Annotated in this window: 19 protein-coding genes; 13 read left to right on the top strand and 6 right to left on the bottom strand. The window is 69.2% G+C overall.

Annotation, left to right across the window (positions count from 1 at the left end; genetic code table 11):
• Nucleotides 1-42 precede the first annotated feature (42 nt).
• A complete protein-coding gene (locus HCR12_RS01725) occupies nt 43-528 on the top strand; it encodes a DUF4190 domain-containing protein (protein ID WP_166868849.1) in 486 nt (161 codons plus the stop codon).
• 93 nt (nt 529-621) lie between these two features.
• On the top strand, nt 622-1152 hold the full coding sequence (locus HCR12_RS01730; RefSeq protein ID WP_191412347.1) for a DUF4190 domain-containing protein: 531 nt from the start codon (nt 622-624) through the stop codon (nt 1150-1152).
• Nucleotides 1153-1219: 67 nt separating this feature from the next.
• Here HCR12_RS01730 and HCR12_RS01735 read toward each other — a convergent pair whose 3' ends face one another.
• A complete protein-coding gene (locus HCR12_RS01735; RefSeq protein WP_166868851.1) occupies nt 1220-2395 on the bottom strand; it encodes a class I SAM-dependent methyltransferase in 1176 nt (391 codons plus the stop codon).
• Nucleotides 2396-2531: 136 nt separating this feature from the next.
• On the opposite strand from HCR12_RS01735, the gene groES reads away from it, so the two are divergent.
• The 4 genes from groES (at nt 2532) to HCR12_RS01755 (ending at nt 6681) form a co-directional block, all read left to right on the top strand.
• Nucleotides 2532-2828 (top strand): co-chaperone GroES, encoded by a 297-nt coding sequence (gene groES, locus HCR12_RS01740; RefSeq protein ID WP_166868853.1) that lies wholly within the window; start codon nt 2532-2534, stop codon nt 2826-2828.
• 109 nt (nt 2829-2937) lie between these two features.
• Nucleotides 2938-3876, top strand: coding sequence for an EamA family transporter RarD (gene rarD / locus HCR12_RS01745; RefSeq protein ID WP_166868855.1), 939 nt, complete (start codon nt 2938-2940; stop codon nt 3874-3876).
• A 55-nt stretch (nt 3877-3931) separates the two neighbouring features.
• Nucleotides 3932-5194 (top strand): ABC transporter substrate-binding protein, encoded by a 1263-nt coding sequence (locus tag HCR12_RS01750; RefSeq protein ID WP_166868857.1) that lies wholly within the window; start codon nt 3932-3934, stop codon nt 5192-5194.
• A 140-nt stretch (nt 5195-5334) separates the two neighbouring features.
• Nucleotides 5335-6681 carry an ABC transporter substrate-binding protein gene (locus HCR12_RS01755; protein WP_166868859.1) on the top strand — a complete coding sequence of 449 codons (1347 nt, stop codon included), beginning with the start codon at nt 5335-5337 and terminating at the stop codon, nt 6679-6681.
• A gap of 221 nt (nt 6682-6902) precedes the next feature.
• Here HCR12_RS01755 and HCR12_RS01760 read toward each other — a convergent pair whose 3' ends face one another.
• The 4 genes from HCR12_RS01760 to HCR12_RS01775 are packed head-to-tail and all read right to left on the bottom strand — an operon-like array spanning nt 6903 to nt 10879.
• Nucleotides 6903-7646, bottom strand: a complete 744-nt coding sequence (locus HCR12_RS01760; protein ID WP_166868862.1) for an ABC transporter ATP-binding protein — start codon at nt 7644-7646, stop codon at nt 6903-6905.
• On the bottom strand, nt 7643-8629 hold the full coding sequence (locus HCR12_RS01765) for an ABC transporter ATP-binding protein (RefSeq protein ID WP_166868864.1): 987 nt from the start codon (nt 8627-8629) through the stop codon (nt 7643-7645). The genes HCR12_RS01760 and HCR12_RS01765 overlap by 4 nt, the downstream gene beginning before the upstream one ends.
• Nucleotides 8619-9599 carry a branched-chain amino acid ABC transporter permease gene (locus HCR12_RS01770; RefSeq protein ID WP_166868866.1) on the bottom strand — a complete coding sequence of 327 codons (981 nt, stop codon included), beginning with the start codon at nt 9597-9599 and terminating at the stop codon, nt 8619-8621. Before HCR12_RS01770 ends, HCR12_RS01765 begins: the two co-directional genes overlap by 11 nt.
• Nucleotides 9600-9604: 5 nt before the next feature.
• A complete protein-coding gene (locus tag HCR12_RS01775; RefSeq protein ID WP_224763583.1) occupies nt 9605-10879 on the bottom strand; it encodes a branched-chain amino acid ABC transporter permease in 1275 nt (424 codons plus the stop codon).
• 282 nt (nt 10880-11161) lie between these two features.
• Between HCR12_RS01775 and guaB the strand changes: the two genes are divergently transcribed.
• The 4 genes from guaB to HCR12_RS01795 all read left to right on the top strand — a co-directional run bounded on the left by guaB (nt 11162) and on the right by HCR12_RS01795 (nt 17987).
• Entirely contained in the window at nt 11162-12664 is a 1503-nt protein-coding gene (gene guaB / locus HCR12_RS01780) for an IMP dehydrogenase (protein WP_166868868.1), read from the top strand.
• Between the two features lie 145 nt (nt 12665-12809).
• Nucleotides 12810-15086, top strand: coding sequence for a hypothetical protein (locus HCR12_RS01785; protein ID WP_166868870.1), 2277 nt, complete (start codon nt 12810-12812; stop codon nt 15084-15086).
• 41 nt (nt 15087-15127) lie between these two features.
• Complete coding sequence (locus tag HCR12_RS01790; RefSeq protein WP_166868872.1) at nt 15128-16249, top strand: GuaB3 family IMP dehydrogenase-related protein; 1122 nt, start codon at nt 15128-15130, stop codon at nt 16247-16249.
• A gap of 49 nt (nt 16250-16298) precedes the next feature.
• On the top strand, nt 16299-17987 hold the full coding sequence (locus tag HCR12_RS01795; protein WP_166868874.1) for a glycerol-3-phosphate dehydrogenase/oxidase: 1689 nt from the start codon (nt 16299-16301) through the stop codon (nt 17985-17987).
• 24 nt (nt 17988-18011) lie between these two features.
• Here HCR12_RS01795 and HCR12_RS01800 read toward each other — a convergent pair whose 3' ends face one another.
• Entirely contained in the window at nt 18012-18380 is a 369-nt protein-coding gene (locus HCR12_RS01800) for an HNH endonuclease (protein WP_166868876.1), read from the bottom strand.
• Between the two features lie 94 nt (nt 18381-18474).
• Between HCR12_RS01800 and HCR12_RS01805 the strand changes: the two genes are divergently transcribed.
• Genes HCR12_RS01805 through HCR12_RS01815 form a run of 3 tightly spaced genes read left to right on the top strand, consistent with a single transcriptional unit; the run spans nt 18475 to nt 21252 of the window.
• Nucleotides 18475-18996, top strand: coding sequence for a cation:proton antiporter regulatory subunit (locus HCR12_RS01805; protein WP_166868878.1), 522 nt, complete (start codon nt 18475-18477; stop codon nt 18994-18996).
• Between the two features lie 2 nt (nt 18997-18998).
• Nucleotides 18999-20417 (top strand): cation:proton antiporter, encoded by a 1419-nt coding sequence (locus HCR12_RS01810; RefSeq protein WP_166868880.1) that lies wholly within the window; start codon nt 18999-19001, stop codon nt 20415-20417.
• A 1-nt stretch (nt 20418) separates the two neighbouring features.
• Nucleotides 20419-21252, top strand: a complete 834-nt coding sequence (locus tag HCR12_RS01815; RefSeq protein ID WP_224763585.1) for an SURF1 family protein — start codon at nt 20419-20421, stop codon at nt 21250-21252.
• Nucleotide 21253: the final 1 nt, after the last annotated feature.

A 21253-nucleotide genomic window follows, 5' to 3' on the forward strand; every position in this document is an offset into this window, starting at 1 on the left:
GGCTGACACGATGACGGCACACCGAGCATGAACGGATCCCGTATGACCGACCCGACCTCCGGGCAGCCCGCCGCGTCCGCCCCGCAGTCGCCCCCGAACCCCTACCTCGTCGAGCGCGGGTGGGCGTCCGAGACAGCTGTCGCACCTGCGGCCCCGGTCGCGCCTCCCGCACCTGGCGCTGCTGCACCCGCCCCGCCGCACTACCAGCCGTACCCGACCGTCGCCCCCGCGGGAGCCGTGCCCTACACCGTCCAGGGGCAGGCCTACGCGTATGCGGCTCCGCGCACCAACACGCTCGCGCTCGTGTCGATGATCCTGTCGCTCGCCTCGATCGTGTTCCTGCTCCCCGCACTTGCGGGTGTCGTGTGCGGCCACATCGCGCTGTCGCAGATCAAGCGCACGGGCGAGGCCGGTCGCGGGATGGCGCTCACGGGCATCATCGTCGGGTACATCATCACGGGATTCGTGATCCTCATGATCGCGTTCCCCGTCCTGATGGCGCTCGCGTTCATGAGCGTCGGGGGATAACCCCCTGCGTCGAGGGGAGCTCTCTCCGTTGACACCCATCCGGCGCGCTGAAACCATTAGCGGGTACCCCACAACTCTTGAAGGAGTCCGGACATGACCGACCCCACGTCGCCCTCGAACCCCGAGGAGCAGGACGCCGTGCAGCCCGCGGCCGCGGCATCCGCACCTGAGGCTTCCGCCGCACCCGAGGCCGCGCCCGCGGCTCCTGCCGCCGACGCGCCTCCCGCCTACACGGCCCCCGCGGCTCCTGCCGCCGACGCGCCTCCCGCTTACACGGCCCCCGCGGCTCCTGCCGCCCCGGTTGCCAACCCGTATGCGGCACCTGCCGCTGGATACGCGCCCGCCGGTGCGCCGGTGAAGCAGACCCTGAGCCTGCTCTCGTTCATCTTCGGAATCGTGGGCGTGTTCCTCGGCTTCGTCGGCTGGGGACTCCTGTTCTCGATCGCCGCGGTGGTCCTCGGATTCATGGGCAAGAAGCGCGAGCCCGCAGCCCCCAAGTGGATGTGGCTCACGGGTCTCATCACCGGTTGGGTGGGCATCGCGCTCAACCTGATCATGTTCATCGTGCTGGTGATCCTGCCGCTGATCTTCCTGGTGAGCTTCGGATCGATGTACAACTACTGATCCCGTGCTGACGAAGGGGCGGAGCCGCAGGCTCCGCCCCTTCGTCATCCCCGGACGCCGCAGCGAGTCAGACGCGGTCGGCGAGGATCGCGAGCCGCCGCCCGCCGGCGCGGGTGAGGATGAGGGTCGCCTGTTCGGCGCCCTTGAGCGACAGGCGGGAGCGGAACGCCGCAGGGTCGATGTCGACGCCGCGCTTCTTGATCTCGAGCGTTCCGATTCCGCGCTCGCGCATCGCGGACTTGAGCTTGCGCTCGTCGAGCGGCAGCACCTCGCGCACGCGGAATGCCTGGCCGAATGGCGTCTCAGGGCGCACATCCGAGGTGATCCATGCGATCGACGCATCGATCATCCGCCCGTCGACGCGCCCGGCGAGCTCGCCGATGAGGCGCGCGCGGATGACGGAGCCGTCGGGTTCGAGCAGGTACTCGCCGAGCTCTCCCACGGTGGCGTCCTCGGAGGCCGTGGGGGCGGTGAGCTCGAAGGCGCCCTCCGTGCCGAGCACGAGCGCGGCACGCCCCACGCCCTCGCGCGCGAGCGCACCCGACCACACGACGAGCTCGACGACGTCGCGGCCCACCGTGATCCACTGGGCTTCCACACCCTCTGGGATGAGCGTGTGGTCGAGCGCGGGCCCGAGCTTGATGCCCGTGGGCTTCGCGGCAGCCCGTGCGAACACTGCGTCGAGCGGGGGCGACCAGTCGGCGGGATCCGCCTGCCGGCGCCCGCCTCCGCGGCGCGCAGGGTCGAACCACAGTGCGTCGACATCCGCGGGCTCGTCGGTCAGGGCGTCGCCGTGCACGACGCGCGCGTGGGGGAAGGGAGCCAGGTTGTAAGCGGCGATCGCGGCGGTGACCTCGTCGCGTTCGACCGCCACGACCCGCAGCCCGAGTCCGGCGAAGGCGAGCGAATCGGCGCCGATGCCGCATCCGAGGTCGGCCACCGAGGTGAGTCCGGCGCGGGCGAAGCGCCCTGCGTGGGTGGAGGCGACCTGCAGTCGCGTCGACTGCTCGAGTCCGTCCGGGGTGAAGAGCATCCGCGCGGCGAATTCGCCGAACTTGGCGCGGGCACGCGTGCGCAGCCGGGCCTGGGTGATGACCCCTGCGACGAGCGCGGGGGAGTGCCCGGCCTTGCGCAACCGTGACACGACGCGCACGACGTCGCTCTCTGCGGCGATATCGCCGACCTCGTCGAGGAGTCGCAGTCCTTCGGACGACAGCACGGTGCGCAGCTCGTCGGCATCCATCCGCCCACCGTAACCCCTGGTGCTCGTGAGCTCCGTTGGCAGTCGGATTGATTGAGTGCTAACACTCGCCCTATAGTTGTGTTGGCACTCTCGAATGGAGTGTGCCAAACCCTGAGTCTTCAGAAAGAGGTCACACGTGTCGGTCTCCATCAAGCCGCTCGAGGATCGCATCGTCATCAAGCAGGTCGACGCCGAGCAGGTCACCGCTTCGGGTCTGGTCATTCCGGACACCGCGAAGGAGAAGCCCCAGGAGGGCGAGGTCGTGGCTGTCGGCCCCGGTCGCATCGACGACAACGGCAACCGCGTTCCGCTCGACGTCGCAGTCGGCGACAAGGTCATCTACTCGAAGTACGGCGGCACCGAGGTCAAGTTCGGCGGGGAGGACTTCCTCGTCCTCTCGGCACGCGACGTGCTGGCGGTCGTCGTCCGCTGATGCATCTTCCCAGGATGTCTTCGTCGACATCCTGCCGAAAGGCCCCGTTGGTCCGCCAACGGGGCCTTTCGCGTCGGTGAGGAGTCATCCTGAGCGATACCCTCGCAGGGTGACTGCGCCCGACCCCGCACCCAGACGCCTCGGCGCATCCGGAGCCGGACTCCTTCAGGCGATCGGCGCATACGGCCTCTGGGGATTCCTGCCGCTCTTCTTCCTGGCGCTCGCGCCTGCGAGCTCGTGGGAGATCGTCGCCTTCCGCATCCTCATGTCGCTCGGATTCTGCGTGATCCTGCTCATGGTCACGCGCGGATGGGCTGCGTTCATCGCTCTCGCGCGGCAGCCGCGGGTGCTGCTCGCGATGGGCATCGCCGGGGTGCTCATCTACGTCAACTGGCAGATCTTCATCATCGCGACGCTCTCGGGGCATGTCGTCGAGAGCTCGCTCGGGTACTTCATCAACCCGCTCATCACGGTCGCTCTCGGGGTGATCCTGCTGCGCGAGCGTCTGCGGCCGCTGCAGTGGGTCGCGGTCGGCATCTCGCTCGTCGCGATCCTCGTGATCGCGATCGGCTACGGCGCATTCCCGTGGATCGCGCTCTCGCTCGCACTCACCTTCGGCTTCTACGGGTACATCAAGAAGCGTGTCGGAGGTCAGATCGACGCCGTCAGCGGGCTCACGCTCGAGACGGCATGGCTCACACCCGTCGCGATCGTGCAGCTCGTCATCACGGGTGCGACGGTCGGGCTCACGGTCGGCAACGTCAGCCCCCTGCACACCGTGCTCATGATCACCACGGGAGTCGCCACCGCGGTGCCCCTGCTGCTGTTCGCATCCGCCGCGCGGCGCCTTCCGCTCGTCGCGCTCGGGCTCACGCAGTACCTCGCGCCCACCCTGCAGTTCATCGTCGGCGTCGCGCTGCTCGGCGAGCCCATGCCGCTCGGGCGCTGGATCGGGTTCGCGCTCGTCTGGGTCGCGCTCGTCGTCCTCACGGTCGACATGGTGCGCGCCGCGCGCGCGGGTCGCCGCGCCTCCGTTCCCGTCGCCTGACGACACGGTAGTGTCACCGCGTGGCCGGACGCCGGCCGTTGAGGAAGGACCCCGGATGCCCCGCGCTCGCGCCGCCCGCCTCCCCGCGCTCGCCGCCGCCGCGGCGGTGACGCTGCTTCTCGCGGCGTGCACGCCGGAGGCGATCGAGCCCACGCCCACACCCACCCCGGTCGAGACGATCGCCCCCAGCGGCGACGGAATCCTGCGCATCGGCACCCTCTTCCCCACGACGGGGGCGACGGCATTCATCGGCGCCGCGCAGGTCGCCGGTGTCAACGCCGCCGTCCGCGAGCTCAACCAGTCCGGCGGCGTTCTCGGGGCCCCCGTCGAGGTGTACAACCGCGACTCCGGCGATGCCAGCACCGAGACCCTCGAGGCGTCCTTCGCCGCCCTCCTCGAGCGAGGCGTCGACGTCATCGTCGGCCCCTCCTCCTCGGTGCTCGCCGAACGGATCCTGCCGCTCGCCGCCGACGCCGGGATCCCCGTCATCACGCCCGCGGCCACCTACCCGCGGCTCACGGAGATCGACTCCGACGGCTGGCTGTTCCGCACCATCCCGTCGTACGCCCACCAGGGCACGGCCCTCGGATTCGTGCTTCCGGATGCAGGAGCGTCGTCCGTCGCCCTCGTCGCCACGAGCGACCCCGTCGCCGCGTCGATCGAGGCGCCGCTCGAGGCCGCTCTCGCCGAGAACGGGGGCGAGCTCGTCGCCTCGGTGGCCGTGGCGAACGCGGCGGGTGTCGCAGCCGCAGTCACCCAGGTGAAGAAGGCCGCCCCCGACGCCGTCGTGCTCGCCACCCCCGACAACGGCGAGCTCACGCTCGCCCTCATCGCCGCGCTGCGCGATGCACGACTCGGCGGCGCCAAGCTGTGGCTCACGAGCCAGAACCTCGCCGACTACTCGCAGGCTCTGCCCGCCGGCACCCTCGACGGGGCCACGGGCCTTCTCGAAGGCGCACAGCCCGACGACGCATTCATCGCCAAGCTCAAGGTCGAGGACCCGGGGCTCGGCGATGTGCGCTACGCCGCCGAGTCGTTCGATGCCGTCGTGCTCGCCGCCCTCGCTGCGACGCTCGCGGGCGACGATGGAGGGGCATCGATCCGCTCCCGCCTCATCGACGCGACGCGCGACGGCATCCGCTGCTCGAGCTTCGGCGAATGCCTCGACGTGCTCGAGACGGAGGACGACATCGCCTACGAGGGCATCGTCGGACCGCTGCGTCTGGATGACGCCGGCGATCCCACCCTCGCCGGTTACGGCCTCTACGGATACGGCGCAGGCAACACCTTCAGCCGCACCGGCACCGCTCAAGGCTGACCGTCGGAGCGGTGCGAAAACCGTTATAGACCGTTAGCACATCGCAACACCGCCGAAACACGAGTACCACTAGGTTTGACCCAACCCGAAGCGGGGTGAGCGTCATTCCGTTCCGGGATCCATACACACCTAGGAGCACTATGAACGTCTTCACTCGTTCGCACGGCGGCAAGACGATGGCGGGTATCGCCATGGTCGGCGCCAGCGTCCTCGTCCTCAGTGGCTGCACCACGACTTCCGGCGATGGCGACGAACAGGGCAACGCCTTCAAGTTCCCCATCGACTGCAGCGCTGCGGCCCCCGCATCGTACACGCCGGAATACGCCTCCACCTCGACGGGTCCCGCCACCGACCTGACGTTCAACATCGGAACCGCGCTTCCCGTCACCGGCAACCTCGCCTTCCTCGGCCCGCCCGAGATCTCGGCCACCGAGTACGCGGCGTCCGTCGTGAACGAGGCGGCCAAGGGCGTCACCATCAACCTGATCCAGGGCGACTCCGGCGACACCGACAACAAGGCTTACGAGACCGAGATCCCGCGTCTGCTCAACGCCGGCGCGACCGCGATCGTCGGCGCCGCGTCGTCGGGCACCTCGCTGCAGTTCATCGACTCGGTCATCGCCGCGAACGCCATCCAGTTCTCGCCGGCCAACACCTCGGCTGCCTTCACCGGCTACGAGGACAACGGCCTCTACTGGCGCACCGCCCCCTCAGACGTTCTCCAGGGCGAGGTGCTCGGCAACCTCATCGCGAGCGACGGCAACGAGACCCTCGGTCTCATGATCCTCAACGACTCGTACGGCACCGGTCTCGCGTGCTTCGCCAAGGAGGCCTTCGAGGCCGCCGGCGGCGAGGTCGTCTCCGCGTCGCTCTACAACACGGGTGACACGAACTTCTCGGCTCAGGTCGAGGATGTTCTCGCGGCCGACCCCGACGCGATCGCGCTGATCACGTTCGACGAGGTCAAGACGATCATCCCCGAGCTCGTGGGTGCGGGCGTCGCGCCCGAGAAGTTCTACTTCGTGGACGGCAACCTCGCCAACTTCGGCACCGACCTCGAAGAGGGCACCCTCGAGGGTGCCAAGGGCACCTACCCGGCGGTCGACCCTGCGTCGATCGAGGAGTTCCGCTCGGCGCTCGACGCGTTCTGGACGGCCCGTGGCAACGAGCCGCTCAAGGACTTCACCTACGCGCCTGAGTCGTACGACGCCGTGATCCTGCTTGCGCTCGCCGCACTCAAGGCTGGCTCCGCTGCCGGCCCCGACGTGGCTGCGAACCTGCAGGAGGTCTCGGGTGGTTCCGGTGACGGCACCAAGTGCACCACGTACGCGGAGTGCGCCGACATCATCATCGCGGGCGGCGTCGCCGACTACGACGGCGTCTCGGGTCCGATCACGTTCGACGAGGTCGGCGACCCGACCGAGGCGTCGATCGGCATCTTCCAGTACGGCCCCGACAACAACTACGAGTTCCTGAGCGTGGGCTGATCCCCACTCTCTGAGCTCCAACGGGCGGCCCCGGTCTTCGGACCGGGGCCGTTCCGCGTTCCCCGCCCCGGGAGTCCGCCCGGCCCACCCGTCATCCTCCCCCGAGGAGCGTCTCGTCCGCCCGCGGCTGCAGGGAAGCTCGCGCTGGGGGATGGCAGGGCGGGCACAGCGAAGCGCCCCGCCTCCGGGAAGGAGACGGGGCGCTTCGCGAGCGGGGTGCCTCAGGCGCCGAGCGTGCCCAGGTACAGGCCGATGACCTTCGGATCGGACAGCAGCTCGCGTCCGGTGCCCGTGTAGGCATCGCGGCCTTGGTCGAGCACGTAGCCGCGGTCGCAGATCTGCAGGCAGCGTCGCGCGTTCTGCTCGACCATGATCGTGGTCACGCCGGCCTTGTTGATCTCGGAGACGCGCAGGAACGCCTCGTCCTGACGCGACGGCGAGAGTCCGGCCGACGGCTCGTCGAGGAGAAGCACGTGCGGGTCCATCATGAGCGCGCGCCCCATGGCGACCATCTGCCGCTCGCCGCCCGAGAGCGAACCGGCGCGCTGCTGGAGCCGCTTGCCGAGGTCGGGGAAGATCGATGTCACGAACTCCGTGCGCTCGGCGACCGCAGACGGCCGCTGGAAAGCGCCCATCTGCAGGTTCTCGGCGATGGTGAGGCTCGGGAACACGTTGTTCGTCTGCGGCACCAAGCCGACGCCGCGCGCCACGAGCTTGTTGGCGCGGAGCCCCGTGATGTCGTCGCCGTTGAGGAAGACGTTGCCGGAGCGCACCTTCACCTGGCCGAAGATCGCCTTCAGCATCGTGGACTTGCCGGCGCCGTTCGGGCCGATGATGCCGATCAGCTCGCCCTTCCGGGCGACGAGGTTCGCGCCGTTGAGGATGTTGACGCCGGGCAGGTACCCGGCGGTCACGTCCCGCAGCTCGACGACATACTCGGGGGAGGCGGTGCCTGCGCTGCTCACTTGGTGTCCTCCGTGCTGTCGTCCGCCACGGGGGCCGACTCGATCGCCTCGTCGAGTTCCTGAACGGTCTCGGCGAGCTCCTTGGCTTCTTCAGTGAGTTCGCCTTCGTAGCGGCCGGTGACAACTCCGAGGTCGACGTCCTGGTGGGCGCCGAGGTAGGCGTCGATCACGGCCTTCTCCTTCATGACCGAGTCGGGCGGGCCTTCCGCCACCACGCGGCCCTCCGCCATGACGACCACCCAGTCGGCGATGTGGCGCACCATGTGCATGTCGTGCTCGACGAACACGACCGTCATGCCGAGATCCTTGAGGTCGAGGATGTGGTCGAGCAGCGACTGGGTGAGCGCGGGGTTCACGCCGGCCATCGGCTCGTCGAGCATCACGAGGGTCGGGTCGCTCATGAGGGCGCGCGCCATCTCGAGGAGTTTGCGCTGGCCCCCCGAGAGAGAGGCGGCGAAGTCGCTCTCCTTGGTGTCGAGCTTGAAGCGCTTGAGAAGACCGCGGGCCTTCTCCTCGATCTCGGAGTCCTGCGAACGCCAGATGAAGGGGAACAGGCTCGAGAGGATCCGCTCGCCCTTCTGGTGCGGCGCGCCGAGCTTCATGTTCTCGAGCACCGTGAGCAGGCCGAGCGACTTCGTGAGCTGGAAGGTGCGCACCTGCCCCATGCGGGCCGTCTTATAGGCGGGGATGCCCGAGAGCGAGGTGCCATCGAACGACCAGGTGCCCGCGTTCGCCTTGTCGAAGCCGGTCAGCAGGTTGAACAGGGTGGTCTTGCCGGCGCCGTTCGGGCCGATGAGTGCGGTGATCGCGTGGCGCGGGATCTCGAGGTGATCCACGTCGACGGCCGTGAGGCCGCCGAACTCGCGGCGCACGCCGTCGATGACGATGATCGGATCGACCTTCGCCACACCCGGGGTGATCTCGCCTCGGTGCAGCCCGGTCGCCTTGGCGCGCGGGGTCGGAGCGGTGATGTCAGCGGACAAAGGTCAGCTCCTTCTTGTTGCCGAGGATGCCCTGCGGGCGGAAGATCACGAGGAGCATGAGCGCCGCACCGACGAGCACGAAGACGAGCATCTGGCTCTGCTCGGAGGTGAGGAACGGCAGCCAGCCGATCTTCACGAGCCCGGGGAGCAGGTTCGACAGGAACGCGCGCACGACCCAGAAGAGCACCGCGCCGAGCACGGGTCCGAAGATCGTCGCCGCGCCGCCGAGGAGAAGCGCCGTCCACACGTAGAACGTCTGCGAGGTGACGTACACGTTCGGGTTCACGTTGGTGCCGAGGGCCGTCAGGATGCCACCTGCGGCGATGATGACGCCACCCACGATGAGCGCCTGCATCTTGAAGGCGAACACGTTCTTTCCGAGCGAGCGCACCGCGTCCTCGTCTTCGCGGATGCCGCGGATGACCCGGCCCCACGGGCTGCGCATGAGCAGCCATACGATGGCCACGACGATCGCGATCGTGATGACGCCGATGATGATGACCCACCACTCGTCCGCGCTGTAGGTCCAGGGCCCCCAGCCGTAGCGTCCGGGAGGAATCGGGTTGCTCGCGCGGAAGCCGCTCTGGAATCCGAAGAGGCCGTCGGCGGAGCCGGTGATGTTGCGTCCGGCGGACGTGAGGAACAGCAGACGCACGACCTCGGCGGCCGCGATCGTCACGATGGCGAGGTAGTCGCCGCGCAGGCGCAGCGTCGGGATGCCCATGACGAGCGCGAAGAGCACGGCGGCGACGAGACCGATGAGGATCGCCAGCGGCCACGGGACGCCGAAGGAGAGGATCGAGATGGCGAAGCCGTACGCGCCGATCGCCATGAATCCGGCGACACCCATGTTGAGCAGTCCGGTGAAGCCGAAGTGCACCGACAGGCCGATCGCCGCGAGCACGAAGCCGAGCGTGGTCGGCTGCAGCATCTGCGACGCCGTATTGGACAGGATCTGAAGGAAGTCCATCGCGGCTATCCGATTCTCTCTCGACGTCCGAGGATGCCCTGCGGACGGAACAGCAGGATGACGATGAGGACGACGAGCGCACCCACGTACTTGAGGTCGGACGGGATCCACAGGGTCGACACCTCGACGAGCAGGCCCACGATGATCGCGCCGACGAGGGCGCCCCATGCGGTTCCGAGTCCGCCGAGTGTGACAGCGGCGAACATCAGGAGGAGCACGCTCGTTCCCATGTCCCACTTGATGCCCGGTCGGAAATACGCCCACAGCACGCCGGCGAGTCCCGCGAGCGCCGCACCCACCACCCACACGACGCGCACGACCGCGTCGACGTCGATGCCGCTCGCGGCAGCGAGGGAGGGGTTGTCGGAGACGGCGCGTGTGGCGCGACCCATGCGGGTGCGCATGAGCCACCAGGCGAAGATGCCGATCACGGCGAGCGATACGGCCATGCTGATGACGTCGGTGACCGTGAGACGCACAGGGCCGAGTCCGGGGATCGTCTGAGAGACGGATCCCGGCAGCTGCGTCGTGCCACCGCCGACGAACATCTGGTAGACGTACCGCAGCGCGAGCGAGAGGCCGATCGACACGATCATGAGCTGCACGGTTCCGATGCCGCGTCGTCGCAAGGGGCGCCAGAGCCCGGAATCCATCGTGTATCCGAAGAGTGCGGATGCGATGACGGCGAGCGGGATCGCGATCCAGATCGACAGATCGAGCGCTGTGGTGAACAGCAGCGCCATGAGCGCGCCGAAGGTCACCATCTCACCGTGTGCGAAGTTCGACAGGCCCGTTGTTCCGAACACGAGCGAGAGGCCGATCGCCGCGAGGGCGAGCATGAGGCCGAAGTTGAGCCCGTTGACCGCGCGCGAGATGAACTGGTCGAGGACCGACACCGTCGTTCGTTCGGCGGCGCCGAGGGTGAAGTTGCGGGTGACGTTGCTCGTCGCGCCGAACGTGGCCTCCACGCTCGTCTCGAATCCCTGGGGCGCTTCGACGCCATCCGGAAGCGTCGACTCGTCGAGCGTCACCGTCCAGGTGCCGTCCTTCGTCGGCACGCCGACCGACCAGGCGCCCTTGTCATCGGTGACGTCCTCGCCTTCGAAGTCGCCGTTGGTGACCGTGATCGTCACGCCCTCGAGGACCTCGCCGGCAGCGCGGACGTTCCCCTTGATCGAGAAGGGGAACTCGTCGTCGGCGGTCGCCGCTGCGGCGTAGCTGGGCGTGGCGAGTCCGACGAAGAGCGCGGCACCGAACAGTGCGGCGATAACCGGCGACACTGTGCGCTTCCGATGTCGGGTGGTGGTGCGCGGTCTCCGAACGATCGCCACGGGCAACCTCCTGGTGGGGTGGATGAGCCGAAGGCACTGCTGGTGACGACGGCGACACCTGAGAATGTATTCAGCGATTGTTGCGTCCGAGTTTCGTGAGCGCAACTTACTCGCGACGAGCGATGCCGGATCGATACCGGTACCGGAGGAGTGCTCGTTACCGGATGGGAATGAATTCCCATCCGCGCGACTTTAGGATTGGCAGACACGATCGCGCGGGAGAGCACACACATGGAACACAACGATCCGTTCGGCTTCGTCGGACTCACCTACGACGATGTGATGCTCCTGCCTGGGCACACGGACGTGATTCCGAGCGAGGCGGACACCTCGTCGCGCCTGACGCGCCGCATCCGCGTCAACGCTCCGCTGCTCTCGAGCGCGATGGACACCGTCACCGAGGGCCGTATGGCGATCGCGATGGCGCGCCAGGGCGGCATCGGCATCCTGCACCGCAACCTGTCCATCGAGGACCAGGCGACACACGTCGACAAGGTGAAGCGCTCCGAGTCGGGCATGATCACCAACCCGGTGACGACGACCCCGGAGGCGACCGTCGCCGAGGTGGACGCGCTGTGCGGTCAGTTCCGCGTCTCCGGCCTCCCGGTGGTCGAGGGCGACGGCAAGCTCGTCGGCATCATCACCAACCGCGACATGCGCTTCGTGTCGCCGTTCGAGAAGGCGTCGACGCTCGTGCGCGACGTCATGACGAAGACACCACTCATCACCGCTCGCGAGGGCATCGACCCGGATGAGGCGGTCGCGATCTTCGCGCAGCACAAGATCGAGAAGCTCCCGCTCGTTGACGCCGAGGGTCGCCTGCGCGGACTCATCACCGTCAAGGACTTCGACAAGTCCGAGCAGTACCCGAACGCCACCAAGGACGACGAAGGTCGCCTGCGCGTGGGTGCTGCTGTCGGGTTCTTCGGCGACGCGTGGGAGCGCGCGGGCGCGTTGCGCGACGCGGGGGTCGATGTCATCGTCGTCGACACCGCCAACGGCGACTCCGCCGGCGTGCTCGACATCATCCGTCGTCTCAAGTCGGATCCGGCGTTCGCCGCGATCGACGTCATCGGCGGCAACGTGGCCACCCGCTCGGGTGCTCAGGCGCTCATCGACGCGGGCGCGGACGCCGTGAAGGTGGGCGTCGGCCCCGGCTCGATCTGCACCACCCGCGTGGTCGCGGGCGTCGGCGTGCCCCAGGTGACGGCGGTCTACGAGGCATCGCTCGCCGCACGCGAGCACGGCGTGCCGGTGATCGCCGACGGCGGCCTGCAGTACTCGGGCGACATCGCGAAGGCGCTCGTCGCGGGCGCCGACACGGTGATGCTCGGCTCGCTCCTCGCCGGCACCGACGAGTCGCCCGGCGACCTGGTGTACGTGGGCGGCAAGCAGTTCAAGAACTACCGCGGCATGGGCTCGCTCGGTGCGCTCTCCGACCGCGGCAAGAAGACGTCCTACTCGCGCGACCGCTACTTCCAGGCGGATGTCCCCTCGGACGCGCAGCTGATCCCCGAGGGCATCGAGGGGCGCGTGGCCTACCGCGGCTCGCTCGGCGCCGTCGTCTACCAGCTCGTCGGGGGACTCCGTCAGTCGATGTTCTATGTGGGCGCTCGCACCATCGATGAGCTCAAGCAGCGCGGCAAGTTCGTGCGCATCACGCCCGCCGGGCTCAAGGAATCCCACCCGCACGACATTCAGATGGTCGTCGAGGCGCCGAACTACTCCCGCTGACCGCAGAGCGTGAGACCGAAGGGGATGCCGGAAGGCGTCCCCTTCGTCGTACCGCGGGAACTTCACAGCGAGACGGTTTCCGCATCTATCCACAGATCGGCGACCGAGGGCTTCGGGCCCGGCGCGGAGCAGGCATCCTCGTGCGATGCATCGTGGTCGATCGAGCGCGCGTCGGCGCCCCACCCCGTCCGTTCTGCGGTTGATCGGGGTCGCGCTCGCCGCGGCCGTCGCGCTCACGGCCTGCACGGATCGCGGCGCCGTCCGTGTGGATGCGGTGGAGCTCGACAGCCCTGCGTGGCTCCAACCGACCCAGCGGGCGGTGAGCCTGGGGGCGCTGCTTCCGTCCGATGGTGACGTGCCTTCTCTCGTCGTGGGTGCCACCGCGGAGGCCGGTGGTCCGCTCGTCGCGACGGTGTGGACGGTGGGTGACGACGGCGGGCTGTCGGAGCGTGCGCTTCCCGGCGCAGCGGGGCAGTTCTGGCCCGCGGCGGCAGGCTCATCATCGGTGACCATCATCGCTGGCCAGGCGTGGGACTCCGGGGAGAGCCGACTGCGCCTGCTCCTGTCCGCTGACCGAGTCACCTGGCGCGATGTTGTTCTCGATGACGCCCTAGCGCGCGACTACCCATGGGTGTCGGGGATCGCGGTGGATGCAGGGAACGGCTATGTCGTCGCAACATCCGCCGATGGGCGCGCGATCGGTCTTCGGATCACCGACGGCGCGGTGCGGAAGTTCGAGCTTCCCACGCCTGAGTCAGGACTCCTGGGCGCGTCCGGATTGACGGTATCCGCGGGGAGGATGGTTCTTGTGGCGCGCTCGGGGCCGGAAGGCGAGCCCTCGGCGCCGAAGGTCCACGTGTCCGACGATGGCGGCGCGAACTGGAGCGCCGGCGCCGAGCTGGACACTGCAGACCCCATGACCACCGTCGCCGGAGTCGTCGCCGTGGGGGATGGGTTCCTCGTGACCGGCGCCGTGGCGGATCGCGAGGATCGGGGATTCGCGAACGTTCCCGCCGCATGGTGGTCGGAGGACGGTCACGCTTGGAGCCTCGAGACGGTGCCGCTCGCCGACGACGGAGGTTTCGGGGCCCCGCACGGGGTGACGGTCGGTTTCGGGGCGCCGATCGTCGACAACGGCTACGTCGCGACCGTCGCGTATGACGCGGCCGCGGACGTCTCCGCGATCTACACGCGGTCGCCAGGCGGCGAATGGGTGCATCGAGGAACGACCACTCCAACCCCGCGCCTCGGTGCGGGCGGACTTGCGCTGCCGAGGCCTGACGGGTCGGTGCTGGCGGCGGTCGGTGGTTCATCGGCGTATCGATGGGGAGCGCTCGGCGTTGACGGCACGTGGACGGACCTCGAGGTGCTGAGCGTTCGCGAGGACATCGCGGAGGTGAGTTCCCTCGTCCTCGGTTCCGACGGAGTCGAGGCGCTCGCGCGCATGCCGCGTTTCGAGACGAGCGACGGATCATGGCGGACGTACTCGGAGGTCTTCACGGCTGTCGTCGATGCGTCGGGCACGACACAGCATGGGTGGTCGCCCTCGGAGCTCGGTGAGATGACAAGCGTCGTGATGGCGGTGAATCCCGTCGGGGACGAGGTGCGAGTCGGCCTCGACTTCACGGATGCCGGGGTGATCGCGCGCAGCTGGTTCCGCGCATCGGGTGGCGAGGATTGGATCTCCGGGGCCGGTTTTCCTCAGCATGGCGGCTTCACATCGCCCGGCGTCGCCGCTGCGGGTGGAGGATGGGCGCTCTTCGGTGGGATGCGACCGAACGTCGGTCCTGGCGCGGTGGCGCGAGCGATCATCGTGACGTCCCCGGACGGTCGTCTGTGGACCGAGGTCGCGGGCGACTTCGCAGATGACGACCGCGCCTCAGCGGTCACGGGCGTCTGTGACCTCCCCAGCGGCGGGATGATCGCGGTCGGCTGGGTCGAGGCCGCCGACCGCACCACGCGTGCGATCGCATGGGAGCCTGATGCCACCGGATGGTGGCATCGCGTCGCGATCGGTCCGTTGGGCGAGGCTCCGGGCTGGGCGACCGGGTGTGCGTCGGGCGACGATGGTGCCGTGATCGCCGCCTACGTTTCGGGTCGGAGCGTGCTCGCCCACAGTGCGGACGGATTCGACTGGGCAGAAGTGCTGCGGGTCGATCCTGGCAACAGCGTCGGCGTCCCGGTCGAGGTGCCGGGAGGATTCGCCGCCCCCGGGGAGTACTCGGGAGGGGGCACCGATGGCCCCGCGGTCTGGCTGTCACGCGATGGCCGCGAGTGGTCTGCTGTGGTCGTCCCCAGTCGAGCACCGGGCTCCACGCTTGCGGTCGCACCGCTCGGAGCTGACCTGATCGTCGCGCAGAGCGGCCGGATCGGAGCGCCCCTGCTGCTCGTCCCCGACATCGCGAGGCTCATCGGCCAGTGAGCCCGAGGATGGGCGCCGCGGCGCGACGGTAGGCTGGGTGAGTGAGCGACATCGAGATCGGCCGGGCCAAGCGCGCCAAGCGCGCGTACTCCTTCGACGACATCGCGATCGTGCCCAGCCGGCGCACGCGCGATCCGAAGGACGTGAGCGTCAGCTGGACGATCGACGCCTTCACCTTCGACATCCCCGTGCTCGCGGCACCCATGGACTCCGTGGTGAGCCCCGCGACCGCGATCCGGATCGGGCAGCTGGGTGGCCTCGGTGTGCTCGACCTCGAGGGCCTCTGGACGCGCTACGAGAACCCCGAGGCGGCGCTCGCCGAGATCCGCGACCTGCCCGCTGAGACCGCCACCCGCCGCATGCAGCAGCTGTACGCGGAGCCGGTGAAGCCCGAGCTCATCAAGGAGCGCCTCGCCGAGGTGCGCGCCGCGGGCGTTCCCGTGGCCGGCGCCCTCAGCCCTCAGCGCACCCAGGAGCACTACAAGACCGTCGTCGACGCGGGCGTCGACCTGTTCGTCATCCGCGGCACCACGGTGAGCGCCGAGCACGTCTCCAAGACGGTCGAGCCCCTCAACCTCAAGAAGTTCATCTACGAGCTCGACGTGCCCGTGATCGTCGGCGGCGCCGCCACCTACACGGCCGCGCTGCACCTCATGCGCACGGGCGCTGCGGGCGTGCTCGTCGGCTTCGGCGGAGGCGCCGCGAGCACGACGCGGGCGAGCCTCGGCATCCACGCACCCATGGCGACCGCGGTCGCCGATGTCGCCGGCGCGCGCCGCGACTACCTGGACGAGTCGGGCGGGCGCTACGTGCACGTCATCGCGGACGGCGGACTCGGCACGAGCGGCGACATCGTGAAGGCGGTCGCATGCGGCGCTGACGCGGTCATGCTCGGATCGACGCTCGCGCGTGCCGAAGAGGCTCCCGGCGCCGGATGGCACTGGGGTGCGGAGGCTGTGCACTCGGAGCTGCCGCGCGGCAACCGCGTGGAGGTGGGCACGATCGCGTCGATGGAGCAGGTGCTCTTCGGCCCGTCGGAGCACCCCGATGGCCAGGTCAACCTCATCGGCGCCCTGCGTCGCTCGATGGCGACCACCGGATACTCCGACCTCAAGGAGTTCCAGCGCGTCGAGGTCGTCATCGCCCCGTACCAGAACGTCTGATCTGCCGCGACCCCTGTGCGCCGCGAATGCGCGAGCGTAGGGTGGCGGAATGGGCAGCCTCGGACCTGATGGACGAGTCGAAGCGCTTCGGGCGCTCCGTGAACGCGAGCTCGATGTGCTCGTCATCGGCGGGGGCATCGTCGGTGCCGGGACGGCGCTGGATGGGGTGACCCGGGGCCTCTCGACAGGCATCGTGGAGGCCCGCGACTGGTCGTCAGGAACGAGCAGCCGCAGCTCGAAGCTGGTGCACGGCGGCATCCGCTATCTGGAGCAGCTCGACTTCGGGCTCGTCCGGGAGGCGCTGATCGAACGCGGGCTGCTGCTGCAGCGGATCGCCCCGCACCTCGTGAAACCCGTCAAATTCCTCTACCCCGTGACCGCCCCCGTGGTGGAGCGGGCGTACATCGGGGCGGGCATGGCCCTCTACGACCTGTTCTCATGGACGGGCGGACGGGCTCCCGGGGTGCCCCATCACCGGCACCTCTCGAAGAAGCAGCTCGCCAAGGCGGCGCCCGACCTCGCCCCGGATGCTTTCCGCGGCGGCCTCGTGTACTACGACGCCCAGGTCGACGACGCGCGCTACGTCGCGAGCCTGGTGCGCACCGCGGCCGAGTACGGCGCGCATGCCGCGAGCCGGGTGAAGGTGCTGGACCTGCTGCGGGAGGGCGCGCGCGTCGTGGGCGTCCACGCCCTCGATCGGGAGACCGGCGAGGAGTTCGACATCCGCGCCCGCCAGGTGCTGTCGGCGACGGGCGTCTGGACGGATGAGATCCAGCAGATGGCGGGTGTGCGTCCGTTCCGCGTGCGGGCGTCGAAGGGTGTGCACCTCGTGATCCCGCGCGACCGCATCCGGGGCACGATCGGGCTGCTGCTGCGCACCGAGAAGAGTGTGCTGTTCCTCATCCCGTGGGGCAGGCACTGGCTCATCGGCACCACCGACACGGACTGGGAGCTCGATCTCGCGCACCCCGCCGCGACGGCCGCCGACATCGACTACATCCTCGGTCACATCAACACCGTGCTCGCGACGCCGCTCACCCGCGACGACGTGGAGGGCGTGTTCGCCGGGCTTCGGCCCCTGCTCGCAGGCGAGAGCGACGAGACCAGCAAGCTCAGCCGCGAGCACATCGTCGCGACGCCCGTGCCGGGTCTCGTGGTGGTCGCGGGCGGCAAGTGGACGACCTACCGGGTGATGGCGAAGGACACCGTGGATGCCGCCGTGCGGGCCCTCGGACGCCCGGTGCCCGAGTCGGTCACCGAGGACATCGCCCTCACGGGCGCGGAGGGCTACCCCGCGGCCTGGAACCGACGCGGACGCATCGCCCGCCGCTACGGCCTCACCCCAGCCGCGGTCGCGCACCTGCTCAACCGCTACGGCATGCACGCGCGCGACGTGCTCGCGCTCGTGCGGGCGCGTCCCGAGCTCGGGGAGCTCCTTCCGGGGACAGAGGACTATCTCGCCGCCGAGGTCGTGTACGCGGCGAGCCACGAGGGCGCCCTTCACCTGGACGATGTGCTGGCCCGGCGCACCCGTATGTCGATCGAGGCATGGGACCGGGGCGTGTCAGCGGCGCCCGTCGCGGCGCGCCTCATGGCCGAGGTGCTCGGCTGGGACGAGGCCCGGATCGTGCGCGAAGTCGAGCTGTACCTCGAGCGGGTCGTGGCGGAGAGGGCGAGCCAGCTGGAGCCGAACGACGCATCCGCTGAGCGGGTGCGGCTCGCCGCGCGCGAAGTGTGACCGACGGCCGCGACGCAGCGGCCCTCAGTCGGAGGGGCGCAACGACACCAGGATCTCGGCGTGCCGCAGCAGGAACGTGCGCTCATCGAGCTTCTTGCGGCGCAGCCACCCGGTGACCTCGTCGTTGTGCTTGCTCGCGTTGCAGGACGCGCAGGCCGGCACCACGTTCTCGAGCGTGTAGCGGCCGCCGCGGGAGATCGGCTGGATGCAGTCGCGCTGCAGTGCCGCCGCGGGCGACTGGCAGTAGGCGCACCCGCCCCAGGCATCGAGCAGGCTCTGCCACTCGGCGGGGGTGAGGTCGTTGTCGGCGCGCGCCACGCGATTGCGGCGCCGCGTGGCGTACCGGGCGCGGGCCGCCGGTGAGGCGGGAGAGGAGCTGCGGCGGCGTCGCACGCCTCGATCGTAGCCGCGCGCCGATCCGCCCGGCGCCGGCGGAAGCGCCGCCGTTAGGCTGGTGCGGTCCGAACCGCCTCATGAGGAGCTCACCATGGTCGACGTCCGCCGCGTCAAACTCCCCGGCGTGGGAGTGCTCCACACCTTCGTCACCGACGACGGCGGCAAGGTGGGTGTCATCACGCACCGCTCCGGCGCATCCGACCTGATCTCGTTCTCGGATGCCGAGGACGGCGACCACAAGGTGTCGCTGCGTCTCGACGAGGATGAGGCGCGCACGCTCGCCGAGCTGCTCGGCGGCACGCAGATCACCGAGTCGATCAGCAGCCTCGAGGCCATCCCCGGCCTCTCGATCGACTGGTTCCCGGTCGACTACGACCACCACATCGCCGGGCAGCCGCTCGGCAGCATGACCGATCGCGGCCTCCCGGGCGTGACGGTCGTGGCGGTCGTGCGCGGCGACTCCGCCAACCCCGGCCCCGACGCCGACTTCCGCGTCTTCCCCGGTGACACGCTCGTCGTGGCGGGCGCACCCGAGAAGGTCGCGAAGGCGTTCCAGTTCTATCGGACGGGCGAGTTCAAGTCGCGTAGCGCTGACGCTCCGCCCGGGGGCTGAGCATGGAGGGGCACCTCGGCGAGAACCTCATCGTTCTCGGCGTCCTCTTCGTGATCGCGTATGCGCTGGGTCGCCTCGGCAAGCTCATCGGCGTGCCGACGATCCCCATCTACATGCTCGTCGGCCTGCTCGCGAGCCCTCACGTGGACTGGTTCCCGCTCGACTTCGAAGCCGGCTACGTCGAGCTCATCGCGGTGTTCGGCCTCATCCTGCTGCTGTTCAACCTGGGGCTGGAGTTCGATCAGGACGAGTTCTTCGGCAATGCCGGGCGTCTGCTCATCTCGGGCGGCACGTACGTGGCGATCAACATGATCGCGGGCTTCTCCTTCGGGATGATGGTGGGCTGGGGCACGCGCGAAGCGCTCGTGATCGCCGGGATGACGACCACCTCGTCGAGCGCGATCGTCACGAAGCTGCTCATCGAGCTGAAGCGGCTGGCGAACCCCGAGACCCCGATGATCCTCGGTGTGACGGTCGTGGAGGACATCTTCGTCGCCGTGTACCTGGCGATCGTGTCGGTCGTGCTCTCGGGCGAGACGGACTTCTGGGCGGTCGTCCTGAAGCTCGCGATCGCGTTCGTGTTCCTCGCCGTGATGTTCTCGGTGGCGCGATTCGGCGGCAGGTGGGTGTCGAAGCTCATCCAGACGAAGGACGATGAGCTCTTCACGATCCTGATCTTCGGCCTCGCCGTCATGTTCGGCGGCATCGGCGAGATCATCGGCGTGACGGATGCGATCGGCGCGTTCCTCATCGGTCTCGCGATCGGCGCGACCCGCTTCCGCGCGCGCATCGAAGCCTTCACGACACCGCTGCGCGACGTGTTCGGCGCCTTCTTCTTCCTCAACTTCGGGCTGGCGCTCGACCCGTCGACATTCGGGCTGGTGCTGCTGCCGGTGGCCATCGCCGTCGCGATGACGCTCGTCCTGAACGCGATCGCCGGGCAGATCGTGGCGCGCATCAACGGCTTCGGTGCTCAGGCCGGCATCAACACCGCCGTCATCCTCGTGAGCCGCGGCGAATTCGTGCTCATCCTCGCGACGCTCGCGATGATGGGCGATCTCAACCCGCTCCTCACACCGTTCGCAGGGCTCTACGTGCTCGTGATGGCGATCGTCGGGCCCGCGCTCGCCGTCAACTCGGAGCGCATCGGGGCGCTGCTCGGGGTGCGCAAGAAGGTCGCCGAGGGGCCCCACGCGCTCGACATCGAACGCGAACGCGCCCTCGCGCTCGCCGAAGCGGCGATGGAGGGCGAGCCGATCGTCGACAATGGAGGCAGTGACCTCGACATCGAGGACACCGAACCGGAGTTCGATCCGGAGCGCGAGCGCGAAGCGCGACTCGCGGAGCAGGCGCGCAGCCAATCGGATCGACTCTCGGATGACGACGTGCGGCCCCGCCGCGAGATCGACCCGGAGTACTGACGTGACCGAACCCGCAGCGACCGCCGACGAGCGGGACGACCGTCCGCCGCGTCCCACAGCCGCGCAGTTCTTCAGCGTCGCCCGCCGTCCCAAGTGGATCGCTGCGCTCGTGCTCTCGCTCGCGGTCGCCGGGGCCTTCGCCGCCCTCGGGCAGTGGCAGCTGGAGCGAAGCTTCGACAGCGTCGTCCTCGAAGAGCCCGAGACCGAGACGTACGTGCCGCTCGAGACGGTCGCCGAGCCGTTCGCGCCCATGCGCGATCCCGCGATCGGCCAGAAGGTCACCGTGTCGGGTGAGTTCGTCGCCGACGACTTCACGGTGCTCACCGGTCGAGACAACGACGGAGAGCTCGGGGCCTGGCTCGTCGGCCACCTCCTCACGGAGGCGGGCGACTCGCTCGCCGTCGGCGTCGGCTGGGCGCCGGATGCCCAGCAGGCGCTCGCCGCGGCAGCCCGCGTCGAGACGGGGAAGACGCTCGAACTCGCCGGGCGCTACCTGCCGAGCGAATCGCCTGAGCTCAACGACGTCGAGGCGGGGGAGCGTCGAGCGCTCTCGGTCGGCGAACTCGTGAACCTCTGGGCGGAGCCGAGCAGCCCCTACGCGGGGTACGTCGTGCTCGAGAAGCCGCTCGGCGGCCTCGACGCCATCCACGCGCCGCCGCCCCTGCGCGACGCGAGCCTCAACTGGCTGAACGTCTTCTACGCGGCCGAGTGGGTCATCTTCGCCGGATTCGCGGTCTACCTCTGGTACCGCGTCGTGCGCGACGAATGGGAGGCCGAGCAGGAGGCCGCCGCCGATGCGGGCGGGGCGAGCGCTCAGCCGCGTTCCGTAGACTAGA

The sequence above is a fragment of the Salinibacterium sp. ZJ70 genome (assembly GCF_011751865.2).
Taxonomy (GTDB): domain Bacteria; phylum Actinomycetota; class Actinomycetes; order Actinomycetales; family Microbacteriaceae; genus Homoserinibacter.